Origin of the sequence: Nocardia concava NBRC 100430, from assembly GCF_000308815.1 — a bacterium.
Lineage (GTDB): Bacteria > Actinomycetota > Actinomycetes > Mycobacteriales > Mycobacteriaceae > Nocardia > Nocardia concava.
Map to the genome: position 1 here is coordinate 88,805 of NZ_BAFX01000008.1, position 19,988 is coordinate 108,792.

Here is a 19,988-nt window from a genome sequence, read left to right on the forward strand (position 1 = left end):
CGGTGCCCGAAAACCGCCGACCGGTAGTCGATTACGTCAGTTGCCCGGGTAGGCCATATAGAAGGGCTCCCACTGGTGGCCGTCGGGGTCGAGGAAGGTGCGGCCGTGCATGCCGACCTGGGCCTCCTGGGCGCGTTTATCGGCATTGACCTCCTCGGTGCCGCCGGCGCGCAGGGCCGCGTCGGTGAGATCGTCGACCTCCTGGGCGCTGGTCAGGGACAGGGCGTAGAGGGAGTTGACCGTGGCACGGGTATCGCCGATCGGGCGGGTGCTGAAGGTGGTGAAGAACTCGTGGGTGAGCAGCATCAGGCAGATGTTGTCGTCCACGACGATGCAGGCGGCATTGCCGTCGGTGAAGTCCTGATTCACCTTCCAGCCGATGGCCTCGTAGAACCGCTTGGATCGCTCCAGGTCGGCAACGGGCAGGTTCAGGAAGATCATCTTGCTCGGCATGGCGGTTCGCCCCTCTTCTCCGCGATCGGTTCGCGCGTCATCGATGTACCCGTGCAGACGAAGCGGGTGCGGGAAACTCATCGGTCGTGCGAGAGTGGCTGGTGGAGGTGCTCGATGAATCACAGCTACCTGGTCGCTCTCACCGGTAGCGGCGGAACCGTGCCGCCGGAACTGGGCGTGGTGCGGCGACTGGTACGGCGTGGACATCGGGTGACGGTGCTGGCCGAGGAATCGCTGACCGGTGCGGTGGCGGCGACGGGAGCGCGACTGCGGCCGCGCGCGGGAGCCGGCTACGCCCGCGACACCGCCGACGAAATCGACGCCGAGCGACCGGATCTGGTGCTGGCCTCCTACTTCGCCTTCGGGGCCATGGTCGCCGCGCAGGCCTGCGAGGTGCCGTTCTCGGTGCTCATCCCGGGCGTCTACCCGCTGCCGGTGGAGGGCGGGCCGCCGCCGGGCACCGGATTCGGGCGGGCGCACGGACCGCTGGGGCGCTTGCGCGATCGGGTGGTGGGCTCGCTGGTGCAGCGGCGCTGGGACGAGGAACTGCTACCCCGGCTCAACGCGCTGCGCGCGGACTTCGGGCTGGAACGGCTCGCGCACTATCAGGATCAGGCGCAACTGGCCCACCGGCAGCTCGTATTATCCAGCGCCGCTTTCGATTTCCCGGGTCAGTGTCCGGACGGGGTGCGCTGGGTCGGCCCCATCCTGGACGAGCCGGACTGGGTGGAGGACGGCACCTGGACCCAGACCGACGGCGGTGAGCCGCTGATCCTGGTCACGCTCTCCACCACCGATCGTGGTCAAACCGATTGCCTGCAAAGGATTGCCGACGCGCTGGGCCTGCTGCCCGTGCGTGGCGTGCTCACCACCGGCCCGGCCATCGAGCCGGAGGCGATCCACGCGCCGCCGAACGTGACCGTGCTGCGGGCCGCACCGCACCGCGAGCTCATGCGCCACGCCAGCCTGGTGGTCACCCACGGCGGCCACGGCACGCTGATGAAGGCCTTCGCCGCCGACCTGCCCGTGGTGGTGCTCCCGCACGGCCGCGACACCGCCGACAACGCGGCCCGGGTGCGCGCCCACCGCGCCGGAATCGTGCTGCCCCGCAGCGCGTCTCCGCAGCGCATCGCCCGCGCGGTCCGCCACGCCCTGCGCACCCCCGCCCACTACCGGGCCGCCGCCGCGCTGGGCCGCGCCGTCCGCCACGACGCGCGCGGCGACGCCCTGCTGCTCGAGATCGAACCCGCCTGCGACCACCCCGACCCCGCCGGGGAGCGCATCTTCTCCGTGCGTGAGCTCGAATCCTGAGCAGGTGCGCGCACCGGCATCCTGACCGTTGGCCGAAATTCGCGTGTCGTAGGCCGGATTTAGCTGGCAGGCTGGGCTTTCACTGTTTAGCGTGAGCCGCATGGATTTTGTGGCCATTTTGCGCGAGAAGCTGAACGGGTTCGGGGAGCTGATCACGCCCGACGTGAATCTGGCCGCACCGGTTCCGAGTTGCGGCGACTGGACCTTCTACGACCTCGTCGACCATGTCGGGCAGGGGAACATGTGGGTGGTGACCGGGGTCGCGGAGGGCCGCGGCGACTACCAGGGACCGCCCGCGCCCAAGGACCCGATCGAACTGCGCGCCTGGTACGACGCCAGCGCGAAGGCGATCCTCGAAGCGCTGTCGGTGGCGCCCGAGACACCGGCCTGGACCTTCACCAGCCTGCTGCCGCGCACCGTCGGCTTCTGGCAGCGCCGCCGCGCCCAGGAAACCCTCATGCACCTGTGGGACGGACAGGACGCGCTCGGCACCGCCGAATCCTTCGAACCGGCGCTCGCCGTGGACGGCATCACCGAGGTGTTCGAACTGTTCGCGCCGCGCATGATTCAGCGTGGGCTGGCCAAGGAGCCGGAGGTCGCGCTGAGTGTGCACTCGACCGATACCGGCGACAGCTGGACCTACGGTCCGGGGACGCCGGTCGCCGAAATCTCCGGCACCGCATCGGATCTGCTGCTGGCGCTGTGGCAGCGCAAGCAGGCCAATGACGCGGCCTTCAGCTGGCAGGGCAATTGGGCGGCGGGGGAGCGGGTGATCGCCGGTCCGCTGGTGCCGTAAACCGGTTCCGCGTAAAGAAAAACGGCGAGGTGGTGGCCGGTATGGAAACCACCGCCTCGCCGTCGGCCGCTTTGCAGGGTCGGCCGGGCTACTGTGCCCCGGAGAGCAGAGCTACTGCGCCTCGGAGAGCAGAGCTCCCAGCGCGCGCAGGTGATCGGTCGCGCCGCCGAGCGCGAACTCGTTGTGCTTGGCGGCGGTGAAGTACTGGTTCACGATGTGATCGCGGTCGATGCCGACGCCACCGTGCACGTGCACCACGGTGTGGGCGACCCGGTGCCCCGCCTCGGCGGCCCAGAACTTGGCGGTGTGGACCTCGGCGGCCGCCGGGAGCCCTTCGGCCAGTCGCCACGCCGCCTGCTGCACCGCCAGGCGCACACCCTGGACGTCGATGTAGCCGTCGGCCAGGCGCTGAGCCACGGCCTGGAAGCTGCCGATCTTGCGGTTGAACTGCTCGCGCTCGCGGGCGTAGTCGGCGACCAGCTCCAGACCCTTCTCGACCACGCCGAGCTGAGTGGCGGCCAGACCCAGCCAGGCGCGCTCCAGCAGCCAGGTCAGGATCTCGGCACCCTGATCCACGGTGCCCACCAATTCCGCGGGGGTACCGGCGAATTCGACCTCGGCCTCGGGAGAGCGGTCGGTGACGATCTGGTCCTCGACGCGCACCGAGGCGTGCGACGGGTCGACCAGGAACACGGCTGGGACGCCGTCGACGCTGGCGGACACCAGGATTCGATCGGCCTGACGCGCGAACGGCACGGTGGTCTTGAGCCCGGTCAGCAGCCAGCCGTTGCCCGCGATGGCGGTGGTGACCGGCTTGCCGAGCTCCCAGTTGCGCTCCTCGCTCAGCGCCGCGGTGAGAATGACCTCGCCGGTCGCGGCCTTGGCGGCCAGCTCGCGCTGCGGCGCGGAACCGAACTGCGCGAGCGCGCCCGCGCCCAGCACGATCGACCACAGATAGGGCACCGGCGCGACGGACTTGCCGATCTCGCGCAGGATGGCGGTCTGCTCCAGCACACCGAAGTCGCTGCCGCCCACCGTTTCCGGCAGTGCCGCCGCCAGCACGCCGGTCTCGGCGAGCGAGGCCCACAGCTGCTGGTCGAAGCGCACGGTCGGGTTGCCGTCGGCGTCGAAGTTCCTGTCGAGTTCACGCAGCCGGTCGGCGGTGACGAGCTTGCCGGTGACCTCGGCGGTGAGGCGGGCCAGATCCTGCTGCGCCTCGGTGAGAGTGAAATCCATGATGGCTACCTAGGTTTCGTTCAGCGGGCCGCGGCGGGCTGCTTGAGGGCGGTCATGGCGATGATGTCGCGCTGCACCTCGTTGGTGCCGCCGCCGAAGGTGAGGATCAGGCAGGCGCGGTGCATGCGCTCGAGGCGGCCGCGCAGCTGCGAACCGGCGGAATCCTGGCGCAGGTAGGCCTGCGGGCCGAGGATCTCCATCAAAGCGCGGTAGGACTCGGTGGCCAGTTCGGTCCCGTACACCTTGGTGGCCGAGGCGTCCCACGGGCGCGGCGCGGCATCGCCACCGGCGTCGGCGCGCGAGGCGATCTCCCAGTTGGTGAGCTTCAGGTACTCGACCTTGGCGTGCACCTTGGCCAGCGCGATCTGCACCCATTCCTGGTCGATGACGCGGGAGCCGTTGGCGGACTTGGTATTGCGGGCCCACTCGGTGACCTGCGCGACCGCCAGCGCCAGCGGCGCCGACGAGGTCAGCGCGACGCGCTCGTGGTTGAGCTGGTTGGTGACCAGCGCCCAGCCGCCGTTTTCCGGGCCCACCATGTCGGAGTTCTTGACCCGCACGTCCTGGTAGTAGGTGGCGCTGGTGTCCGGCCCGGCCATGGTGTGCACCGGCGTCCAGGAGAAGCCCTCGGCCGTGGTCGGCACGATGAACATCGAGATGCCCTTGTGCTTCTTGGCATTCGGGTCGGTGCGCGCGGCCAGCCAGATGTAGTCGGCGTAGGCGATGAGGGAGGTCCACATCTTCTGGCCGTTGATGATCCAGTCGTCGCCGTCGCGGACCGCGGCGGTGCGCAGCGAGGCCAGGTCGGTGCCCGCGCCCGGCTCGGAGTAGCCGATGGCGAAGTGCAGCTGGCCGGCGGCGATCTTGGGCAGGAAGAACTTCTTCTGCTCCTCGGTGCCGTAGTGCATGATCGTCGGCGCCACAGAGTTGATGGTCAGGAACGGCACCGGGGCGCCCGCGATGGCGGCCTCGTCGGTGAAGATCAGCTGATCCATGGTGGAACGGTCCTGGCCGCCGTACTCCTTGGGCCAGCCCAGGGCGAGCCAGCCGTCGCGGCCCATCTGCTCGACCACCTCGCGGTAGACGTTGCCCTCGCCGTATTCGCCGGTCTGCGCCGAAAGCGCTTGCCGCCGTTCGGGAGTGATGAGCTTGGTGAAATAGTCACGTAGCTCGGCACGCAGCTGTTCCTGTTGCGGCGTGTAGGCGATACGCATAGGAGTACCTCTAGCCTTCGTTTCTCGGTTCAGCCGATCATCGCACGCAAGTGAAACATGTTCCAGTATTGGTTCCGGTTAGGGCTACTTTGCTGGTTGCGCGCGGGTCTGGTTGTTACGCTCGGGCACAACCAGTGGTTAAGGAGAGAAACATGAAGGTCATCGTCGACTTCGATCAGTGCGAAGCCAACGGAATCTGCGTCGGAATCGCCCCTGACGTCTTTGATCTCGATGACGACGACAACCTGTTCGTCAACGAGGCCGAGGTCACCGAGGCCAACCGCCGCGATATCGAGTCGGCCGTGGCGCAGTGCCCCAAGGCGGCGCTGAAGCTGGTCTGAGCGCATGCTTGCCCGGCGGGTGGAACACGTTCTAGAGTCGGCCGCGTGAGTGATTCTGACGTTAGTCTTTCCGGCCGGGTTGCCATCGTCACCGGCGCGGGCGCCGGGCTCGGCCGGGCCGAAGCCCTGGAGCTGGCCCGCGCCGGCGCGTCGATCGTCGTCAACGACCTTGCCGAAAACGACGCGGTCAGCGCAACCCTCGCCGACATCCGCGCGCTGGGCGTCAAGGCGGAGTTCGTGGCCGGCAGCATCGCCGAGCGGGCCACCGCCGACGCCCTCATCCGCACCGCCGAGGAGAGCCTCGGCGGGCTGGACATCGTGGTGAACAATGCCGGGATCACCCGGGACAAGATGCTGTTCAACATGTCCGACGAGGATTTCGACGCCGTCGTCGCGGTGCACCTGCGCGGTCACTTCCTGTTGACCCGCAACGCCGCCGCGTATTGGCGCGGTAAATACAAGGAGACGGGTGCCCCGGTCTACGGCCGGATCATCAACACCTCCTCCGAGGCCGGACTGCTCGGCCCGGCCGGACAGGCCAACTACGGTGCGGCCAAGGCCGGTATCACCGCGCTGACCCTGTCGGCGGCCCGCGCGCTCAAGAGTGTCGGCGTGCGCGCCAACGCCATCGCCCCGCGCGCCCGCACCGCCATGACCGAGCAGGTCTTCGCCGCGGCCCCCGAGGAGGGCCCGGACCCGCTCTCGCCCGATCACGTGGCGCGCCTGGTGGCCTATCTGGCCTCCCCTGCGGCCGAATCGATCTCGGGCCAGCTCTTCGTTGTCTACGGGCCGATGGTCGCCCTGATGGCCGCCCCGGTCGTCGAGCGGCGGTTCGACGCCGAGGGCGAGTGGACCCGCGAGGGACTCGCCTCCAGTCTGGGTGCTTATTTTGCCGAACGCGGTTCGGATGCTTCGTTTTCCGCTTCCTCGCTGAAGGACCTGGGCTGAGGGTTACCTCAGTTTCCCCGCCGGAGGCTGTGAGTTTTCGCAGACACGCTCCAGCCTCCGGGCCTGCGGTTGATCACGGGATCGATCATTGGTAGGAATGGGGATCAACTATGTGTGTCGTCTCACAGTGCGGCATATCTCTGATGGTTAGGCTGGGGTGAACATGTTCTTGAAACTGGACACCAGTTCAGGAAGAGAACCTGTTCAGACCAGCGAAACCTTCCCGAACCGTATGAGAACGTGTTCTAATCTTCGAGCGGGACCGAGATCACATTCAAATCTCGGTTGCTATCGCTAGGCAGGGGCAGGAGGAATAGCGGGAATGAATGAAGTCCTTGCCGTACCGCTGCGGGCGGTCGGAGGGTTCTTCGAACTCGCCGGCGATGTTGCTCGCGCCGCGGTACGGCCCCCGTTTCAGCGACGGGAATTCATCGATCAGTCCTGGTTCATCGCCCGGGTTTCCATCGTTCCGACCCTTTTGGTCGCCATTCCGTTCACCGTGCTGGTGAGCTTCACCCTCAACATCCTGTTGCGGGAGATCGGTGCGGCCGACCTGTCCGGCGCGGGTGCGGCCTTCGGCTCGGTCACCCAGATCGGCCCCATGGTCACGGTGCTCATCGTGGCCGGCGCGGGCGCGACCGCCATCTGCGCGGATCTGGGCGCGCGCACCATCCGCGAGGAGATCGACGCCATGCGGGTGCTCGGCATCGATCCGGTGCAGCGCCTGGTGGTGCCGCGGGTGCTGGCCTCGATGTTCGTGGCGTTCCTGCTCAACGGCCTGGTGTCGACCATCGGCATCCTGGGCGGCTTCCTCTTCTCGGTCTTCCTGCAGGGCGTGAATCCCGGTGCGTTCGTCAACGGCATCACCCTGCTGACCCACCTGCCCGAGCTCGTCATCTCGCAGGTGAAGGCCACACTGTTCGGTCTCGTCGCCGGACTGGTCGCCTGCTACCTCGGTCTGAATGTGAAGGGCGGTCCCAAGAGTGTGGGCGACGCCGTGAACCAGACCGTCGTGTTCGCCTTCATGGCGCTGTTCGTCATCAACGTCGTGGTTACCGCCGTTGGCATCAAGTTCACGGCGCGGTGATCAGATGGCTTTCGTGATCCAATCTCGTTTTCCGAAGGTCACCAATCGTTTTCGGCGCTTCTCCGAAGGGCTGGACTCGGTCGGCAAGCACGCGGTCTTCTACGGGCGGTCGATCGGCTCGGTGCCCAAGGCGCTGGTCCACTACCGCACCGAGACCATCCGGCTGATCGCCGAGATCTCCATGGGCACAGGCGCTCTGGCGGTTATCGGCGGCACCGTCGTGATCGTCGGCTTCCTGACCCTGGCCGCCGGCGGCACCATCGCCGTGCAGGGCTACAGCTCGCTCGGCAATATCGGCGTCGAGGCCCTGACCGGCTTCTTCGCCGCCTTCATCAACGTTCGTATTGCGGCACCGGTGATTTCGGGCATCGGCCTGGCGGCGACGCTGGGCGCGGGCACCACCGCGCAATTGGGCGCCATGCGCGTCTCCGAGGAGATCGACGCCCTGGAGGTGATGGCCATCCGGCCCATCCCCTTCCTGGTGGGCACCCGGATGCTGGCGGGCATCATCGCGATCATCCCGCTCTACTCACTGGCGGTCATCGCCTCCTTCATCGCGAGTCGCTTTGCGACCGTGGTGATCTACGGCCAGTCCGCCGGTGTGTACGACCATTATTTCTCCACCTTCCTGATCCCCAGCGATATCCTCTGGTCGTTCGCGCAGGCGATCTTCATGGCCATGGCGGTCATGCTGATCCACACCTACTACGGCTACCACGCCGCAGGCGGTCCGGTGGGCGTGGGCGTGGCGGTAGGTAATGCGGTGCGGGCCTCGCTGATCGCGGTCGTCATGGTGACGCTGCTGATGTCGCTGGCCATCTACGGCACCTCCGGCAATTTCCATCTCTCCGGATAGGGCGGGACATGGTTCAGACACAAGACGGTGTGGCGAGCCCAATCGGCTCGCCGTTCGTCGCAAAACCCCAGCCCAAGCGATATCTCGAACAGGGCTGGGTGATTCGCCTGGCGGGCGCCGGGCTGGTGCTCGTCCTCGTCGGGGCCGTCGCGATCTGCTTGATCATGTTCGCCGGTGGCTTCCAGGACACCGCGAAGGTGACCGTCTCGGCGCCGCGCGCCGGGCTGGTCATGGATCGTGACGCCAAGGTGAAGATCCGCGGTGTGGAGATCGGCCGGGTCAAGTCCATCGGTGACAATGCCGACGGCAGTGCGCGGATCGAGCTCGCCCTCGACCCGGACAAGCTGAAGCTGGTTCCGGCGAATGCCACCGTCGACATCAGCTCGACCACCGTGTTCGGCGCGAAGTACATCAACTTCGTTGCGCCGGAAAAGCCTTCGGCCGATTCGCTGCGGCCGGGCGCGACCGTGCGGGCGCAGTCGGTGACCGTCGAGTTCAACACCATCTTCCAGCACCTGAACGACGTGCTCGCGAAGGTGCAGCCGGAGAAGCTGAACGCGACGCTGACCGCCCTCGGCACCGCGCTGCAGGGCCGCGGCGACAAGCTCGGCCAGGCGCTGGTCGACGCCGATGTCTTCCTGCAGCAGATCAATCCGACGCTGCCGACCCTGCAGACCGATCTGCAGAAGACCACGATCGTCAGCGGCACCTATGCCGACACCGTGCCGGATCTGCTGCGCACCACCGACAATGCGGTGGTCACCGGTAAGACCATCGTGGACGAGCAGCAGCGTATCGACGCCATGCTCACCGATCTGATCGGGCTGTCCGACACCACGACCCCGATCCTCAACGAGATCGGATCACCGGTCGTCGAGGCGCTGGCACTGCTGCGGCCGACCACCGGGATCCTCAACGAGTACCGCTCGGCGATCTACTGCACCATCGTGGGTCTCGGCTCGAACATGCCGCTCGTCGCGGATATGTTCGGTGGCCGGTACCCGGCGGTCAACATGAACGCCAGCATCATGCCCGGCGGTGAGCCCTACAAGTATCCGCAGGATCTGCCGAAGGTGAACGCCTCCGGCGGGCCGCACTGCGAGGGCGTGCTCGACAACGTGCCCGGCGTCCCGAACGGCTTCCTGGTGGTCGACACCTCAGAGGGCGAGGCGTGGCATCCGGAGACCAATCCGCTGCACGTCAATGCCAATGTCTTCCAGTTGCTGTACGCGGGCATGCCCGGAATGTCGGGAGGCGGCAAGTGAAGTTCAAACCCCGCGCCGTCACCGTCAAGCTCGGCCTGTTCACCCTCGTCATGGTGCTGGTGCTGGCCATGCTCGGAGTGATCTTCTCCCAGATGCGTTTTGCCCGTGAGAACGGCTACCACGCGGTGTTCACCAGCTCGTCGGGCATGCTGCCCGGCTCGAAGGTGCGCATCGCGGGTGTGCCCGTCGGCTCGGTGAGCCGGGTGTACGTGGGCAAGGACAAGCTGGCGCACGTCGACTTCGACGTGGATCGCAAGTACAAGATCTACGCCAGCACCCAGGCGACGATCCGCTACGAGAATCTCGTCGGCGACCGCTATATGGAACTGCTCGAAGGGCCCGGCACCGCACAGGCTCTCGGCAAGAACGGCACCATCCCGGTCGCGCAGACCAAGCCCGCGCTGGACCTGGACATGCTGCTGGGCGGATTCAAACCGCTGCTGCGCGGCCTGGATCCGGGTCAGGTCAACGACCTGACCAGCGCGCTGCTGCAGGTCTTCCAGGGCCAGGGCGGCACGTTGGTGGCGCTGTTGAACAGCTCCGGTTCGTTCGGAAAGACACTGGCCGAGAAGGACGCTCTGATCGGCAGCGTGATCGAGAACCTGAAGACGGTGCTGTCCACCATCGACGACCGCAACCAGGCCTTCGGCACCACGCTGGACGAATTGCAGCGGCTGGTCAGCGGTCTGGCCGCGGACAAGGATCCGATCGGCGACGCCATCCCGCGGATCTCCGGCGCCACCGGCGATCTCACCGATCTGCTGCGGACGGCCCGGCCCGACCTGAAGGCCAGCTTCGATCAGCTCGGCCGCACCGCGAGCCTGCTCGACGACAACACCGATGAGCTGCAGTGGATCATCGAGAATCTGCCCGACGCCTATAAGAAGCTGGTGCGCATCGGTTCCTACGGTTCGTTCCTGAACATCTACGCCTGTCCGACCGACCTGCTCATCGACGGTCCGGACGGTAAGCCGCTGCACGTGAAACTGCCCGGTGGCCAGACGACCGGAAGGTGCGGCAAGTGACCGAGCGTTCGTCCCTGATCAATGTCGGCATCATCGGCGTCGTGCTCGCCTCGACCGTCTCGCTGGCGTCACTGCAGTTCGATCGGCTGCCCTTCGTGCGCTCCGGCGCCGAGTACTCGGCGCTGTTCGCCGATGCGGGCGGGCTGCTCCCCGGCGACCAGGTTCAGGTCGCCGGCGTGAAGTCGGGCCGGGTGGAGGACGTCAAGCTGGACGGCGCCAAGGTGAAGGTGCGGTTCACCCTCGACGAGGGAATTCCGTTGGGGAACAAGACCTCCGCGGCCATCAAGACCAATACGGTGCTGGGCCGCAAGTCACTCGAGGTCACGCCCGCGGGCGAGGGCACCCTGCGTGGGCAGTCCACGATTCCGTTGGACCGCACCACCTCTCCGTACTCGCTGAACGACGCGCTCGGCGATCTGTCCAACACCGTCAAGGGTTTGGACATGGACCAGGTCAACAAGACCCTGGACACCTTGTCGGACACCTTCAAGGACACCCCTGCGCCGCTGCGCTCCGCGCTCGACGGCATCACGGCCCTGTCGCGCAGCATCAATACACGCGATCAGGCGCTGACCGATCTGCTCGCCAAGGCGCAGAGCGTGACCAAGGTGCTCTCCGACCGCGCGTCGGAGATCAACGCGTTGCTGGTGGACGGCAACAGCCTGCTGGGCGAGCTGGACGCGCGCAAGACCGCGCTCGGCCAGCTCATCACCTACGTCAACTCGCTGGCCCAGCAGCTCACCGGATTCGTCAACGACAACGAAGCGCAGCTGAAACCCACACTGGACAAGCTGAATTCGGTGCTCGGGGTACTGCAGAAGAACAAGCAGAACCTCTCCGACGCGCTCGACGCCCTCGGCCCCTACGCGGGTGCGCTGGGTGAGCAGGTCGGCAGTGGCCCCTACTTCCAGGCCTACATCGTCAATGCCAACAGCAGCTACATCCAGATGCTGATCGACTCGATGGTGTGGCCGGACCATCTGCCCGCCGACCTCCAGCACTACCTGAAAGACTTCCCGCCGGTCATCTCCCCGGCACAGACGGAGCCGGGTAAATGAACGCACTGCGCAAAGTTGGAACGATGCCCCGCTGGGCGCGGATCGCCGCGGTGGTGGCGCTGGTCGCCATTGTCGTCGGCGGCGGATACGCGGTCGTGAGCCGGATCGGCACGACGAAGGTCACCGCGTACTTCCCGTCCACCAGTGGCCTGTACGCCAATGACGAGGTCCGGGTCCTCGGGGTCAAGGTCGGCAAGATCGATTCGGTGGAGCCGGGCAAGGACCGGGTCACGGTCAAGATGACGCTGGACCGCGGCATCGACATTCCGGCCGACGCCAAGGCCGTGCTCGTCTCGCCGTCGCTGGTCTCCGCCCGATTCATTCAGCTCGCGCCCGCCTACACCGGCGGGCCGAAGCTGAAGGACGGCGGGACCATCCCGATCGAGCACACCGCCATCCCGGTCGAATGGGATGACATCAAGGCCGAATTGAACAAGCTGGCAACAACTCTCGGTCCGGTCGGCCAGGACAAGCAGGGTTCGTTCGGACGCTTCGTCGATACCGCCGCCAACAACCTGGACGGCAACGGCCAGGCGTTCCGCGATGCGCTCAAGGAACTGTCCGGCGCGCTGACCACGCTGTCGGACGGCCGCACCGACCTGTTCGCGACCATCCGCAACCTGCAGGTGTTCGTGGACGCCCTGTCGCACAGCAACGATCAGATCGTGCAGTTCGGCGGGCGGCTGGCCTCGGTGTCCTCGGTGCTGGCGGGCGTGTCCACCGATCTCGGTGCGGCACTGGACAATCTGGACGGCGCGGTCTCCGATGTGCGCCGCTTCATCGAGTCCCGTGGTGACGCGCTCACCGACAGCCTGCAGCGGATGACCGATGTGCTCCAGCTGCTGGTGGACAAGCGGCCCCAGCTCGAGCAGGTGCTGCACGCCGGTCCCACCGCGCTCACGAACTTCTATCAGATCTACAAGCCCGCGACCGGCTCGGTGACCGGCTACCCGGTGCTCACCAATATGGCCGATCCGATGAGCTTCCTGTGCGGTTCGATCGCGGCGTTGCAGGACAACGAATCCGACAAGAGTGCGAACCTCTGCTCCCAGATCCTGGGACCGGTGTTCGGCAACCTGGCCATGAACTACCTGCCGTTCATGCTCAGCCCGGCCACCGCGGCCGGCGCGCGCCCCGATCAGATCAAATACAGCACGCCGGAACTCGCCGCCCGTGCCAACGCTCAGGTCACCGTGCCCAAGAGCCTCGCCGATCTGGCGCTCCCGGGAGGCAACTGATGAAGAACATTCGCGGCCGCAAGCAGGTGGCCGGTGTGGCGATCGGGATCGCGATCGCCCTGGGCGCCACCGGATGTGAGTGGGACGGCCTGAACTCGCTGTCCATGCCCGGCGCCGCCGGCACCGGGGAGGGCGCGTGGCAGGTCAAGATCCAGATGCCGAATGTCACCACGCTGACCCGCAATTCGCCGGTCATGGTCAATGACGTGACCGTGGGCACGGTGACCGGGATCGACGTGGAGGGCTGGCACGCGCTGGTCACCGTCAGCCTCGACAAGGGCGTGAAGCTGCCAGCCAACGCGGTCGCCAAGATCGGCCAGACCTCGCTGCTCGGCAGCAATCACGTCGAACTCGCCGCGCCGACCGAGGTTGCGGCACAGGGCGAATTGAAGGGTGGCGACGTCATACCGCTGGAGCGGGCGGGCGCCTACCCGACTACCGAGCAGACGCTGTCGTCGCTGTCGGTGGTGCTCAACGGCGGCGGCATCAGCCAGCTCGAGAACATCACCGGCGAGCTCGACAAGGCGTTCTCGGGACGCACCGACGCGATCCGGGATCTGCTGCCGCAGTTGAACTCGCTCATCGGCACCCTGGACAACCAGACCAAGGACATCATCGCCGCCATGGGCGGGCTGGACCGGTTCTCCGGGGTGCTGGCCCAGCAGAAGGATCGGGTGGCCAGCGCCATCGACAACATCCATCCGGCCCTGACCGTGATCGCCGATCGGCGCGAGAACATCACCAAAACCCTGACCGCCCTGGGTGGTCTGAGTGATTCCGTGGACAAGATCGTGCAGCAGGGCGGTCCGGATCTGAAGGCCAACCTGGCCAACCTCTGGCCCGCGCTGGAGCAGATCGCGAACACCGGCAGCAACCTCACCTCGGCCCTGAGCATGCTGCTCACCTTCCCGTTCCCCATGCACCAGATGGACGGCGCGATCAAGGGCGACTACCTCAATGTGAAGATCACCTTCGATCTCACCGCCGCGCGCCTGGCCAAGAACTTCCTCACCGACACCCCGTTCGGTCCGCGCTACGCGGGCGTCGAGGGCGCGCTGGGGCAATTGGGTGGCACCCCGGGCGCTCCGGTCGACCCGAAGAACGCCCCGTTCCAGCCTCACCCCGACACCCCCGCGCCGATTCCGACCATTCCGGGGATCGGGCAGGTTCCGGGTCTGCCCGCGATTCCGGGCCTCACTGTGCCGCAAGGGAAGTGACGATGAAACTCACTCGCTTCGTCAAGGTCCAGCTGGTCATCTTCTCCGTGCTGACGGTCATCGGCATCACGGTGATGGGCGGCTACTACGTCGGGGTGCCCGCCATGCTGGGCATCGGACGCTACGACGTGACCGTGCGGCTCGCCGCCACCGGTGGGCTCTACGAGCACGCCAATGTCGCCTACCGCGGCACCAATGTCGGCAAGGTGAAGGAGGTCGTGCTGACCCCCGCCGGGGTGGACGCGAAACTCTCCATCGACAGCGACTACAAGATTCCCAAGGATGTCGACGCCTGGGTGCGGAGCGTGTCCGCGGTCGGCGAGCAGTACGTCGACCTGGTGCCGGTCGATAATCCCAAGGGCGGCAACCTGTCCGACGGCTCGGTGATCCCGGTCGAGCGCACCAAGTTGCCGCAGGACGTCGGCAGCCTGCTCGATCAGACCGACCGGCTGCTGAACAGCGTCGCCGACACCAAGCTGAAGCAGGTCATCGACGATGCCTTCGTCGCCTTCAACGGCGCCGGACCGGACCTGCAGCGTTTCCTGGATTCCGCGACCCTGCTGGTCCAGGAGGCCAAGAACAACACCGACGCCACCAAGGACCTGATCGAGAAGATCGGCCCGCTGCTGGACACCCAGGTGCAGTCCGACGAGGCCATCCGGAGCTGGACCAAGGATCTGGCGACCGTCACCGACCAGCTGCGCGAGCACGATCCCGCGCTGCGCGGCGTCATCGAGAAGACGCCGGGCGCGGTCACCCGGGCGACCCAGCTCTTCCAGGATCTGAAGCCCACGCTGCCGCTGCTCGCGCGCAATCTGGTCAGCGTCGGCCAGGTCGGCTACACCTACAACGCCGGCCTCGAGCAATTGCTGGTGGTCTTTCCGCCGCTCATCGCCGGGCTGCTCAGCGTCGCGACCGGTGGGCCCACCGAGTACGGCGCGATGGTGGACTTCATGGTCAGCGTCAACGACCCGCAGGGCTGCACCACCGGCTTCCTGACTCCCGAGGAGCGGCGCTCGCCCGCCCTGCTGGACCACCCGGACACCCGGCAGGGCCTGTACTGCAAGGTTTCCCAGAACTCCCCGCTGGCGGTCCGCGGCCTCCGCAACACGCCCTGCATGGAGGTTCCCGGCAAGCGCGCACCGACTCCCGAATTGTGCCGTGACCCAGAGGGTTACGTGCCCGCGGGCGACAATCCTCCCTTCGGCAAGCCGAATCCGGTGGACAAGGACGGCAACCCGATCGGTGGCACCCATCCGAGCGGCTACACCACCCAGCCCGGTGCCAACACGGAGGCCAAACCCGCCACCGTTCAGACCCAGCCGTACGATCCGCGTACCGGCGAGTTCCTCGGTGCGGACGGCCGCACGTATCGTCAGGCGAATATCGACAACAACGGATCCGGGATCGTCCCGGCGAGTTTGACAGCAATGGTCCAGGAGCAGGTGAAGTGAGCGATTCGAGCGATTCGAGTGTGGTGAGAAACCGGACACGACGGCGGGCTGTGCGCTCGGAAGGGCCCCCGCCGGAGGAGACGGGGGCCGCCACACCGGCGTTCGAAGCCGTCGTGCCCGCTCCGGAGGCGAAGAGCAAGGAGCCTGTCGAGCCGAGCGATAAGCCCGTCGAGCCGAGCACGGAGTCCGTCGAGCTGAGTAAAGAGCCCGTCTCGGACTCGGCGCCGGTCGAGGTCACCGGGTGGGGTGAGGCCCCCGCGGTGGCCGCAGCATCCACGGACTCCGCGCAGGAGTCCGAGCAGCCCGCGGAGGACGTCGCCGACGCCGCGTCCGATGCCGCTCCCGAATCCGAAGCGCCCGCAGTCGCTTCGGCCGACGGTGGCAGCCTCTGGATGCGGATCGTCGCGGTCGCCGCGCTCGTGCTCGCGGTGGTGGCGGTGAGCGGCACCGTGTGGGCGAGCCATCAGCGCAGCACCTACGCCGATCAGGACGCGCTGCGCGCCGACTACGTGCAGGCCGCCAAGCAGGCCATGCTCAACATCACCAATATCAGCGCGGATACGGCCCAGGCCGATATCAACCGGGTGCTCGAGGTGACTTCCGGTGACCTGCACAAGGATTACACCGACCGCAAGGACGACTACGCGGGCATCGTGCAGAAGGCACAGGTCAAGGCCAAGGGCGAGGTCGTCGAGGCCGCCCTGCAGTCCTCCGACGACCACACCGCCGTCGTGCTGGTCGCCGTCAAGCAGACGCTGACCAACGCGGGCGCGGAAGGTCCGCAGCAGCGGCAGTACCGGTTCAAGGTGACGCTGTCCAAGGACGACAAGGGCATCACCGCGACCGGAATGGAGATGACGGTATGAGCAAGCGTCAGCGCGACCTGATCCTGATGGTCTGTGCCCTCGTCGTGTTCGCCGCGAGCCTGGGCGTCGGCGGCTGGATCGGCTACGGCTACTACCAGGACAGCCAGGTCGACAAGGCCCGCGAACAGTCGGTCGTGGTGGCCAAGCGGACCGTGGAGGGCATGTTCGGCTACAACTTCCGGACCATCGACGCCACCATGGCCAAGGCCGGCAACGACATGACCTCGAAGTTCCGGGACGACTGGATGAAGGTCACCAGCACCGTCCTCGCGCCCGCCGCGAAGGAGAAGGAGCTCGTCGTCGAGGCCACCGCCACGGAAACCGGTGTGATCAAGGCGGATTCGAATCACGTCGAGGTGATGGTCTTCCTGAACCAGAAGAGCGCCGGCAAGGACCCCTCCAAGGGCACCTACGACGCGAGCCGCCTGCGTGTGACCCTGGACCACAGCGGCGACCGCTGGCTCGTCTCGGACGTCACCCCGGTCTGACGGACTCTCGGTCCCCGAAACGCGCGCGGCAGAGCCGCGCGCGTTTTGCGTTGCCGGAGAACGGTTGCCAACTGGTCGGCTGACTCGAGGCGATCTAGGCTGCTCGACGAGAACTGCAAGATCTTAGAGTCAGGATCGCACCGTGGGTAGCAAGACGTCGCCGTGGACCGCTGCGGATATTCCGGATCTCAACGGGCGCACCGCGATTGTGACGGGGGCCAGTGCGGGGTTGGGGTTGGAGACGGCTCGGCGGTTGGCGGAGCATGGGGCTCGGGTGGTGATGGCTTGCCGGAGTGGGGAGCGGGCCGCTGCGGCTGCCGAGGAGATTCGGGCGGGGGTGCCGGGGGCCGAATTGCCGTTCGTGGAGCTGGATTTGGCTTCGATGGAGTCGGTGCGGAAGGCCGCGGTACGGGTCCATGACGAGTTCGAGTCGATCGATCTGCTGGTGAACAATGCGGGGACGTTCTCGCGCACGCGGGGTGTGACCGCGGATGGGTTCGAAAACGTCTTCGGCACAAACCATCTCGGGCCGTTCGCGTTCACGGGGCTGGTGCTGGATCTACTGCGGGCCGCGCCGCGGGGGCGGGTGGTGGCGGTGACCACCGGGTTCGCCTCGAAGAAGGAGGTGGAGCTCGAGCTCGACGACCTGTTCTTCGAACGCAGGCCGTACAAGGGATTCGGGGCGTACGGGCAGTCCAAGCTGGCGAACGCGCTGTTCGCGCTCGAGCTGCAGCGACGGCTCAATGGGACGGGTACGGAACTGATTTCGGTGGTGGCGCATCCGGGGGCCGCCGAGTCGGACTTCGCGCAGAACCTCGGTCCCGCCGTCGCCTTCCTGTCGCGGCCGTCGCTGCGCTGGATGTTCCGGATGTTCATGCAGACCGTCGAGATGGGCGCGCTGCCGATGCTGCGGGCGGGCACCGATCCGGGCGTGCGCGGCGGAGACTTCTTCGGGCCCAGCGGGTTCAGCAAGGGGTACCCGGTCCTGAACGAGTTCAGCGAGCAGGCGCGCGATCCCGAGCTGGCGGGAAAGCTCTGGGTGGAGTCGGAGCGGCTCACCGGTGTCACCTACCGATTCGACGACTGATAAACCCGGAATACGAAAACGCCCCCGGCGGAAAAGGTCCGGGGGCGTTCACGTTTCGCGGATCAGCGGCTCAGGTCCGGATCCACATCGTCGTCGCTGAGCAGGGCGCTGCCCGCGACCCGGTCGGTGGCCAGGGCGTCGAGGAAGGCGCGGGCCCACCGATCGACGTCGTGGGTCAGGACCTGGCGGCGCAGGGAACGCATGCGGCGGCGACGGGTGTCTCGGTCATCGTCGATGGCGCCGATGAGGGCGTCCTTGACGCTGTCGAGGTCGTGCGGGTTGCACAGGTAGGCCTGCCGCAATTCCGCTGCCGCACCGGTGAATTCGGACAGCACCAGGGCGCCGTTGAGGCCGCCCTGGCAGGCGACGTATTCCTTGGCCACCAGATTCATGCCGTCGCGCAGCGGTGTCACCACCATGACGTCGGCGGCCACGAAGAACGCGACCAGCTCCTCGCGGGGGATCGGGCGGTGCAGGTAGTGCACGACCGGGTAGCCCACGCGGGAGAATTCGCCATTGATCCGGCCGACCTGGCGTTCGATGTCGCCACGCATCTGCTTGTACGACTCGACCCGTTCCCGGCTCGGCGTCGCCAGCTGCACCATGACGGTGTCGGCCGGATCGATGCGGCCCTCGTGCAGCAGCTCCTCGAGCGCGGCCAGCCGGATATCGATGCCCTTGGTGTAGTCCAGGCGGTCCACACCGAGCAGGATCGTCTTCGGATTGCCCAGCTCCGCACGGATTTTCGCGGCCCGCTCCCGCACACTGCGCCGGCGCGAGTACTCGTCCAGCTCCGTGGAGGTGATGGAGATCGGGAACGCGCCCACCCGCACGGTGCGGAAACCCACCTGCACCACACCGAGTTTCGAGCGCACGCCCACATTGCCGCGCGAAGTCGGCTGTCCGGCAAGACGTCTGGCCAGATACAGGAAGTTCTGCGCGCCGCCGGGCAGGTGGAAGCCGATCAGGTCGGCGCCCAGCAGGCCCTCGACGATCTCGGTGCGCCACGGCATCTGCATGAACAATTCCACCGGCGGGAACGGAATGTGCAGGAAGAAGCCGATGGTCAGATCCGGGCGCAGCATGCGCAGCATCTTGGGCACCAGTTGCAGCTGGTAGTCCTGCACCCACACCGTCGCGCCCTCGGCCGCCACCTTCGCGGTGTACTCGGCGAAGCGGCGGTTCACCTGCACGTACGCCTGCCACCACTGGCGGTCGTAGACCGGCCGCACGATCACGTCGTGATACAGCGGCCACAGCGTCGCGTTGGAGAAGCCCTCGTAGTAGTCGGAGACCTCGTCGCTGGTCAGCGGCACCGGATGCAGTTCCAGGCCGTCCTCGACGATCGGATCCAGGTCCACGTCGGGGACACCGGCCCAGCCGACCCACGCCCCCTTGTTATTGCGCAGCACCGGCTCCAGTGCGGTCACCAGACCGCCGGGGCTGCGCTTCCAACGGGTGGTGCCATCGGGTAGTCGCTCCAGGTCGACGGGTAGCCGGTTCGCGACGACGACAAAACCGGAACCGGACGTGTCCGGCTGCACGGCTTTATTCGCCTCGCGTCGGACCGATGCCCAGCATCGACAGCAGCATGCGGCATTCGTCCGCGTCGGTGGCGTAGGCGGCCACGACGCGCTGGGCCTGACGAGCGGTTTCGTCGGCGAGGGGTTCCAGGTCGTCGTCCGCGATGTCGTTCGCGCCGGTCTTCGCGGCCATATCGGTGTCCTCTCGGGGAAAGTCAACTCTCTGCGAGGAGTCCATCGTATCTGCCAGGAAAGTCGGGCCTGTTCGCTGCGTGCATTGCGAGCCCGAACCGCAACGGTAATGCGAGCCCGAACGGCGATGGTGACGGCACGAAACGTTCCGGGGGCCGATACCTATACGGTGGACGAAAGCTCGAGTCGAAACACCTGATGAAGGGGTCGCAAGCATGCCGTTGGCGACGGTGAACGGAATCTCGTTGAACTACCAGGTCAAGGGAGACCGATCCAAGGGCACCGACGTGAAGGGCTCGGCGCCGCTGGTCGTCATGATCATGGGCACCGGCA

At 66.8% G+C, this 19,988-nt stretch carries 20 protein-coding genes and 1 pseudogene; 16 read left to right on the forward strand and 5 right to left on the reverse strand.

Annotation, left to right across the window (positions count from 1 at the left end; all coding sequences use genetic code 11):
- Nucleotides 1-36: 36 nt before the first annotated feature.
- A complete protein-coding gene (locus tag ON43_RS02785) occupies nt 37-453 on the reverse strand; it encodes a VOC family protein (protein ID WP_040803179.1) in 417 nt (138 codons plus the stop codon).
- Between the two features lie 114 nt (nt 454-567).
- Here ON43_RS02785 and ON43_RS02790 point away from each other — a divergent pair, with 114 nt between their 5' ends.
- Both ON43_RS02790 and ON43_RS02795 read left to right on the forward strand, forming a co-directional pair.
- Nucleotides 568-1,764: a glycosyltransferase gene (locus ON43_RS02790; RefSeq protein WP_051177809.1), complete on the forward strand. Its 1,197-nt coding sequence runs from the start codon at nt 568-570 to the stop codon at nt 1,762-1,764.
- Between the two features lie 100 nt (nt 1,765-1,864).
- Nucleotides 1,865-2,560, forward strand: coding sequence for a maleylpyruvate isomerase family mycothiol-dependent enzyme (locus ON43_RS02795; protein WP_040803129.1), 696 nt, complete (start codon nt 1,865-1,867; stop codon nt 2,558-2,560).
- 111 nt (nt 2,561-2,671) lie between these two features.
- Here the strand turns inward: ON43_RS02795 and ON43_RS02800 are convergent, their stop codons facing one another.
- The gene (locus ON43_RS02800; RefSeq protein WP_040803131.1) at nt 2,672-3,796 is read right to left on the reverse strand and encodes an acyl-CoA dehydrogenase family protein; all 1,125 of its coding nucleotides are present in this window, start codon (nt 3,794-3,796) and stop codon (nt 2,672-2,674) included.
- Nucleotides 3,797-3,816: 20 nt separating this feature from the next.
- A complete protein-coding gene (locus ON43_RS02805) occupies nt 3,817-5,010 on the reverse strand; it encodes an acyl-CoA dehydrogenase family protein (RefSeq protein ID WP_040803132.1) in 1,194 nt (397 codons plus the stop codon).
- Between the two features lie 152 nt (nt 5,011-5,162).
- Between ON43_RS02805 and ON43_RS02810 the strand changes: the two genes are divergently transcribed.
- From ON43_RS02810 to ON43_RS02870, 13 genes are all read left to right on the forward strand, one after another.
- Nucleotides 5,163-5,351 (forward strand): ferredoxin, encoded by a 189-nt coding sequence (locus ON43_RS02810; RefSeq protein ID WP_040803134.1) that lies wholly within the window; start codon nt 5,163-5,165, stop codon nt 5,349-5,351.
- A gap of 45 nt (nt 5,352-5,396) precedes the next feature.
- Nucleotides 5,397-6,299: a 3-oxoacyl-ACP reductase gene (locus ON43_RS02815; RefSeq protein WP_040803136.1), complete on the forward strand. Its 903-nt coding sequence runs from the start codon at nt 5,397-5,399 to the stop codon at nt 6,297-6,299.
- Between the two features lie 322 nt (nt 6,300-6,621).
- A complete protein-coding gene (locus tag ON43_RS02820) occupies nt 6,622-7,386 on the forward strand; it encodes an MlaE family ABC transporter permease (RefSeq protein ID WP_040803138.1) in 765 nt (254 codons plus the stop codon).
- Between the two features lie 4 nt (nt 7,387-7,390).
- Nucleotides 7,391-8,242 carry an MlaE family ABC transporter permease gene (locus tag ON43_RS02825; RefSeq protein ID WP_040803139.1) on the forward strand — a complete coding sequence of 284 codons (852 nt, stop codon included), beginning with the start codon at nt 7,391-7,393 and terminating at the stop codon, nt 8,240-8,242.
- Between the two features lie 8 nt (nt 8,243-8,250).
- A complete protein-coding gene (locus tag ON43_RS02830; RefSeq protein WP_083913114.1) occupies nt 8,251-9,507 on the forward strand; it encodes an MCE family protein in 1,257 nt (418 codons plus the stop codon).
- Nucleotides 9,504-10,532, forward strand: coding sequence for an MCE family protein (locus tag ON43_RS02835; protein ID WP_040803141.1), 1,029 nt, complete (start codon nt 9,504-9,506; stop codon nt 10,530-10,532). Before ON43_RS02830 ends, ON43_RS02835 begins: the two co-directional genes overlap by 4 nt.
- On the forward strand, nt 10,529-11,590 hold the full coding sequence (locus tag ON43_RS02840; RefSeq protein ID WP_040803143.1) for an MCE family protein: 1,062 nt from the start codon (nt 10,529-10,531) through the stop codon (nt 11,588-11,590). The genes ON43_RS02835 and ON43_RS02840 overlap by 4 nt, the downstream gene beginning before the upstream one ends.
- Nucleotides 11,587-12,828: an MCE family protein gene (locus ON43_RS02845; RefSeq protein WP_040803144.1), complete on the forward strand. Its 1,242-nt coding sequence runs from the start codon at nt 11,587-11,589 to the stop codon at nt 12,826-12,828. The genes ON43_RS02840 and ON43_RS02845 overlap by 4 nt, the downstream gene beginning before the upstream one ends.
- The gene (locus tag ON43_RS02850) at nt 12,828-14,045 is read left to right on the forward strand and encodes an MCE family protein (RefSeq protein ID WP_174416439.1); all 1,218 of its coding nucleotides are present in this window, start codon (nt 12,828-12,830) and stop codon (nt 14,043-14,045) included. Before ON43_RS02845 ends, ON43_RS02850 begins: the two co-directional genes overlap by 1 nt.
- Before the next feature lie 2 nt (nt 14,046-14,047).
- Nucleotides 14,048-15,499, forward strand: coding sequence for an MCE family protein (locus ON43_RS02855; protein WP_040803145.1), 1,452 nt, complete (start codon nt 14,048-14,050; stop codon nt 15,497-15,499).
- 50 nt (nt 15,500-15,549) lie between these two features.
- A complete protein-coding gene (locus tag ON43_RS02860; protein ID WP_040803146.1) occupies nt 15,550-16,365 on the forward strand; it encodes an Rv1363c family protein in 816 nt (271 codons plus the stop codon).
- Entirely contained in the window at nt 16,362-16,853 is a 492-nt protein-coding gene (locus ON43_RS02865; RefSeq protein WP_051177810.1) for a hypothetical protein, read from the forward strand. Before ON43_RS02860 ends, ON43_RS02865 begins: the two co-directional genes overlap by 4 nt.
- Nucleotides 16,854-16,995: 142 nt before the next feature.
- Nucleotides 16,996-17,940 carry an oxidoreductase gene (locus ON43_RS02870; protein ID WP_040803147.1) on the forward strand — a complete coding sequence of 315 codons (945 nt, stop codon included), beginning with the start codon at nt 16,996-16,998 and terminating at the stop codon, nt 17,938-17,940.
- A gap of 62 nt (nt 17,941-18,002) precedes the next feature.
- On the opposite strand, the gene ON43_RS02875 is transcribed toward ON43_RS02870, so the two are convergent.
- On the reverse strand, nt 18,003-19,484 hold the full coding sequence (locus ON43_RS02875) for an alpha,alpha-trehalose-phosphate synthase (UDP-forming) (RefSeq protein ID WP_040803148.1): 1,482 nt from the start codon (nt 19,482-19,484) through the stop codon (nt 18,003-18,005).
- 4 nt (nt 19,485-19,488) lie between these two features.
- Nucleotides 19,489-19,656: a hypothetical protein gene (locus tag ON43_RS45455; RefSeq protein ID WP_162958162.1), complete on the reverse strand. Its 168-nt coding sequence runs from the start codon at nt 19,654-19,656 to the stop codon at nt 19,489-19,491.
- 214 nt (nt 19,657-19,870) lie between these two features.
- Between ON43_RS45455 and ON43_RS46025 the strand changes: the two are divergent.
- A pseudogene (locus ON43_RS46025) lies at nt 19,871-19,988 on the forward strand (alpha/beta fold hydrolase); the annotation flags it as partial.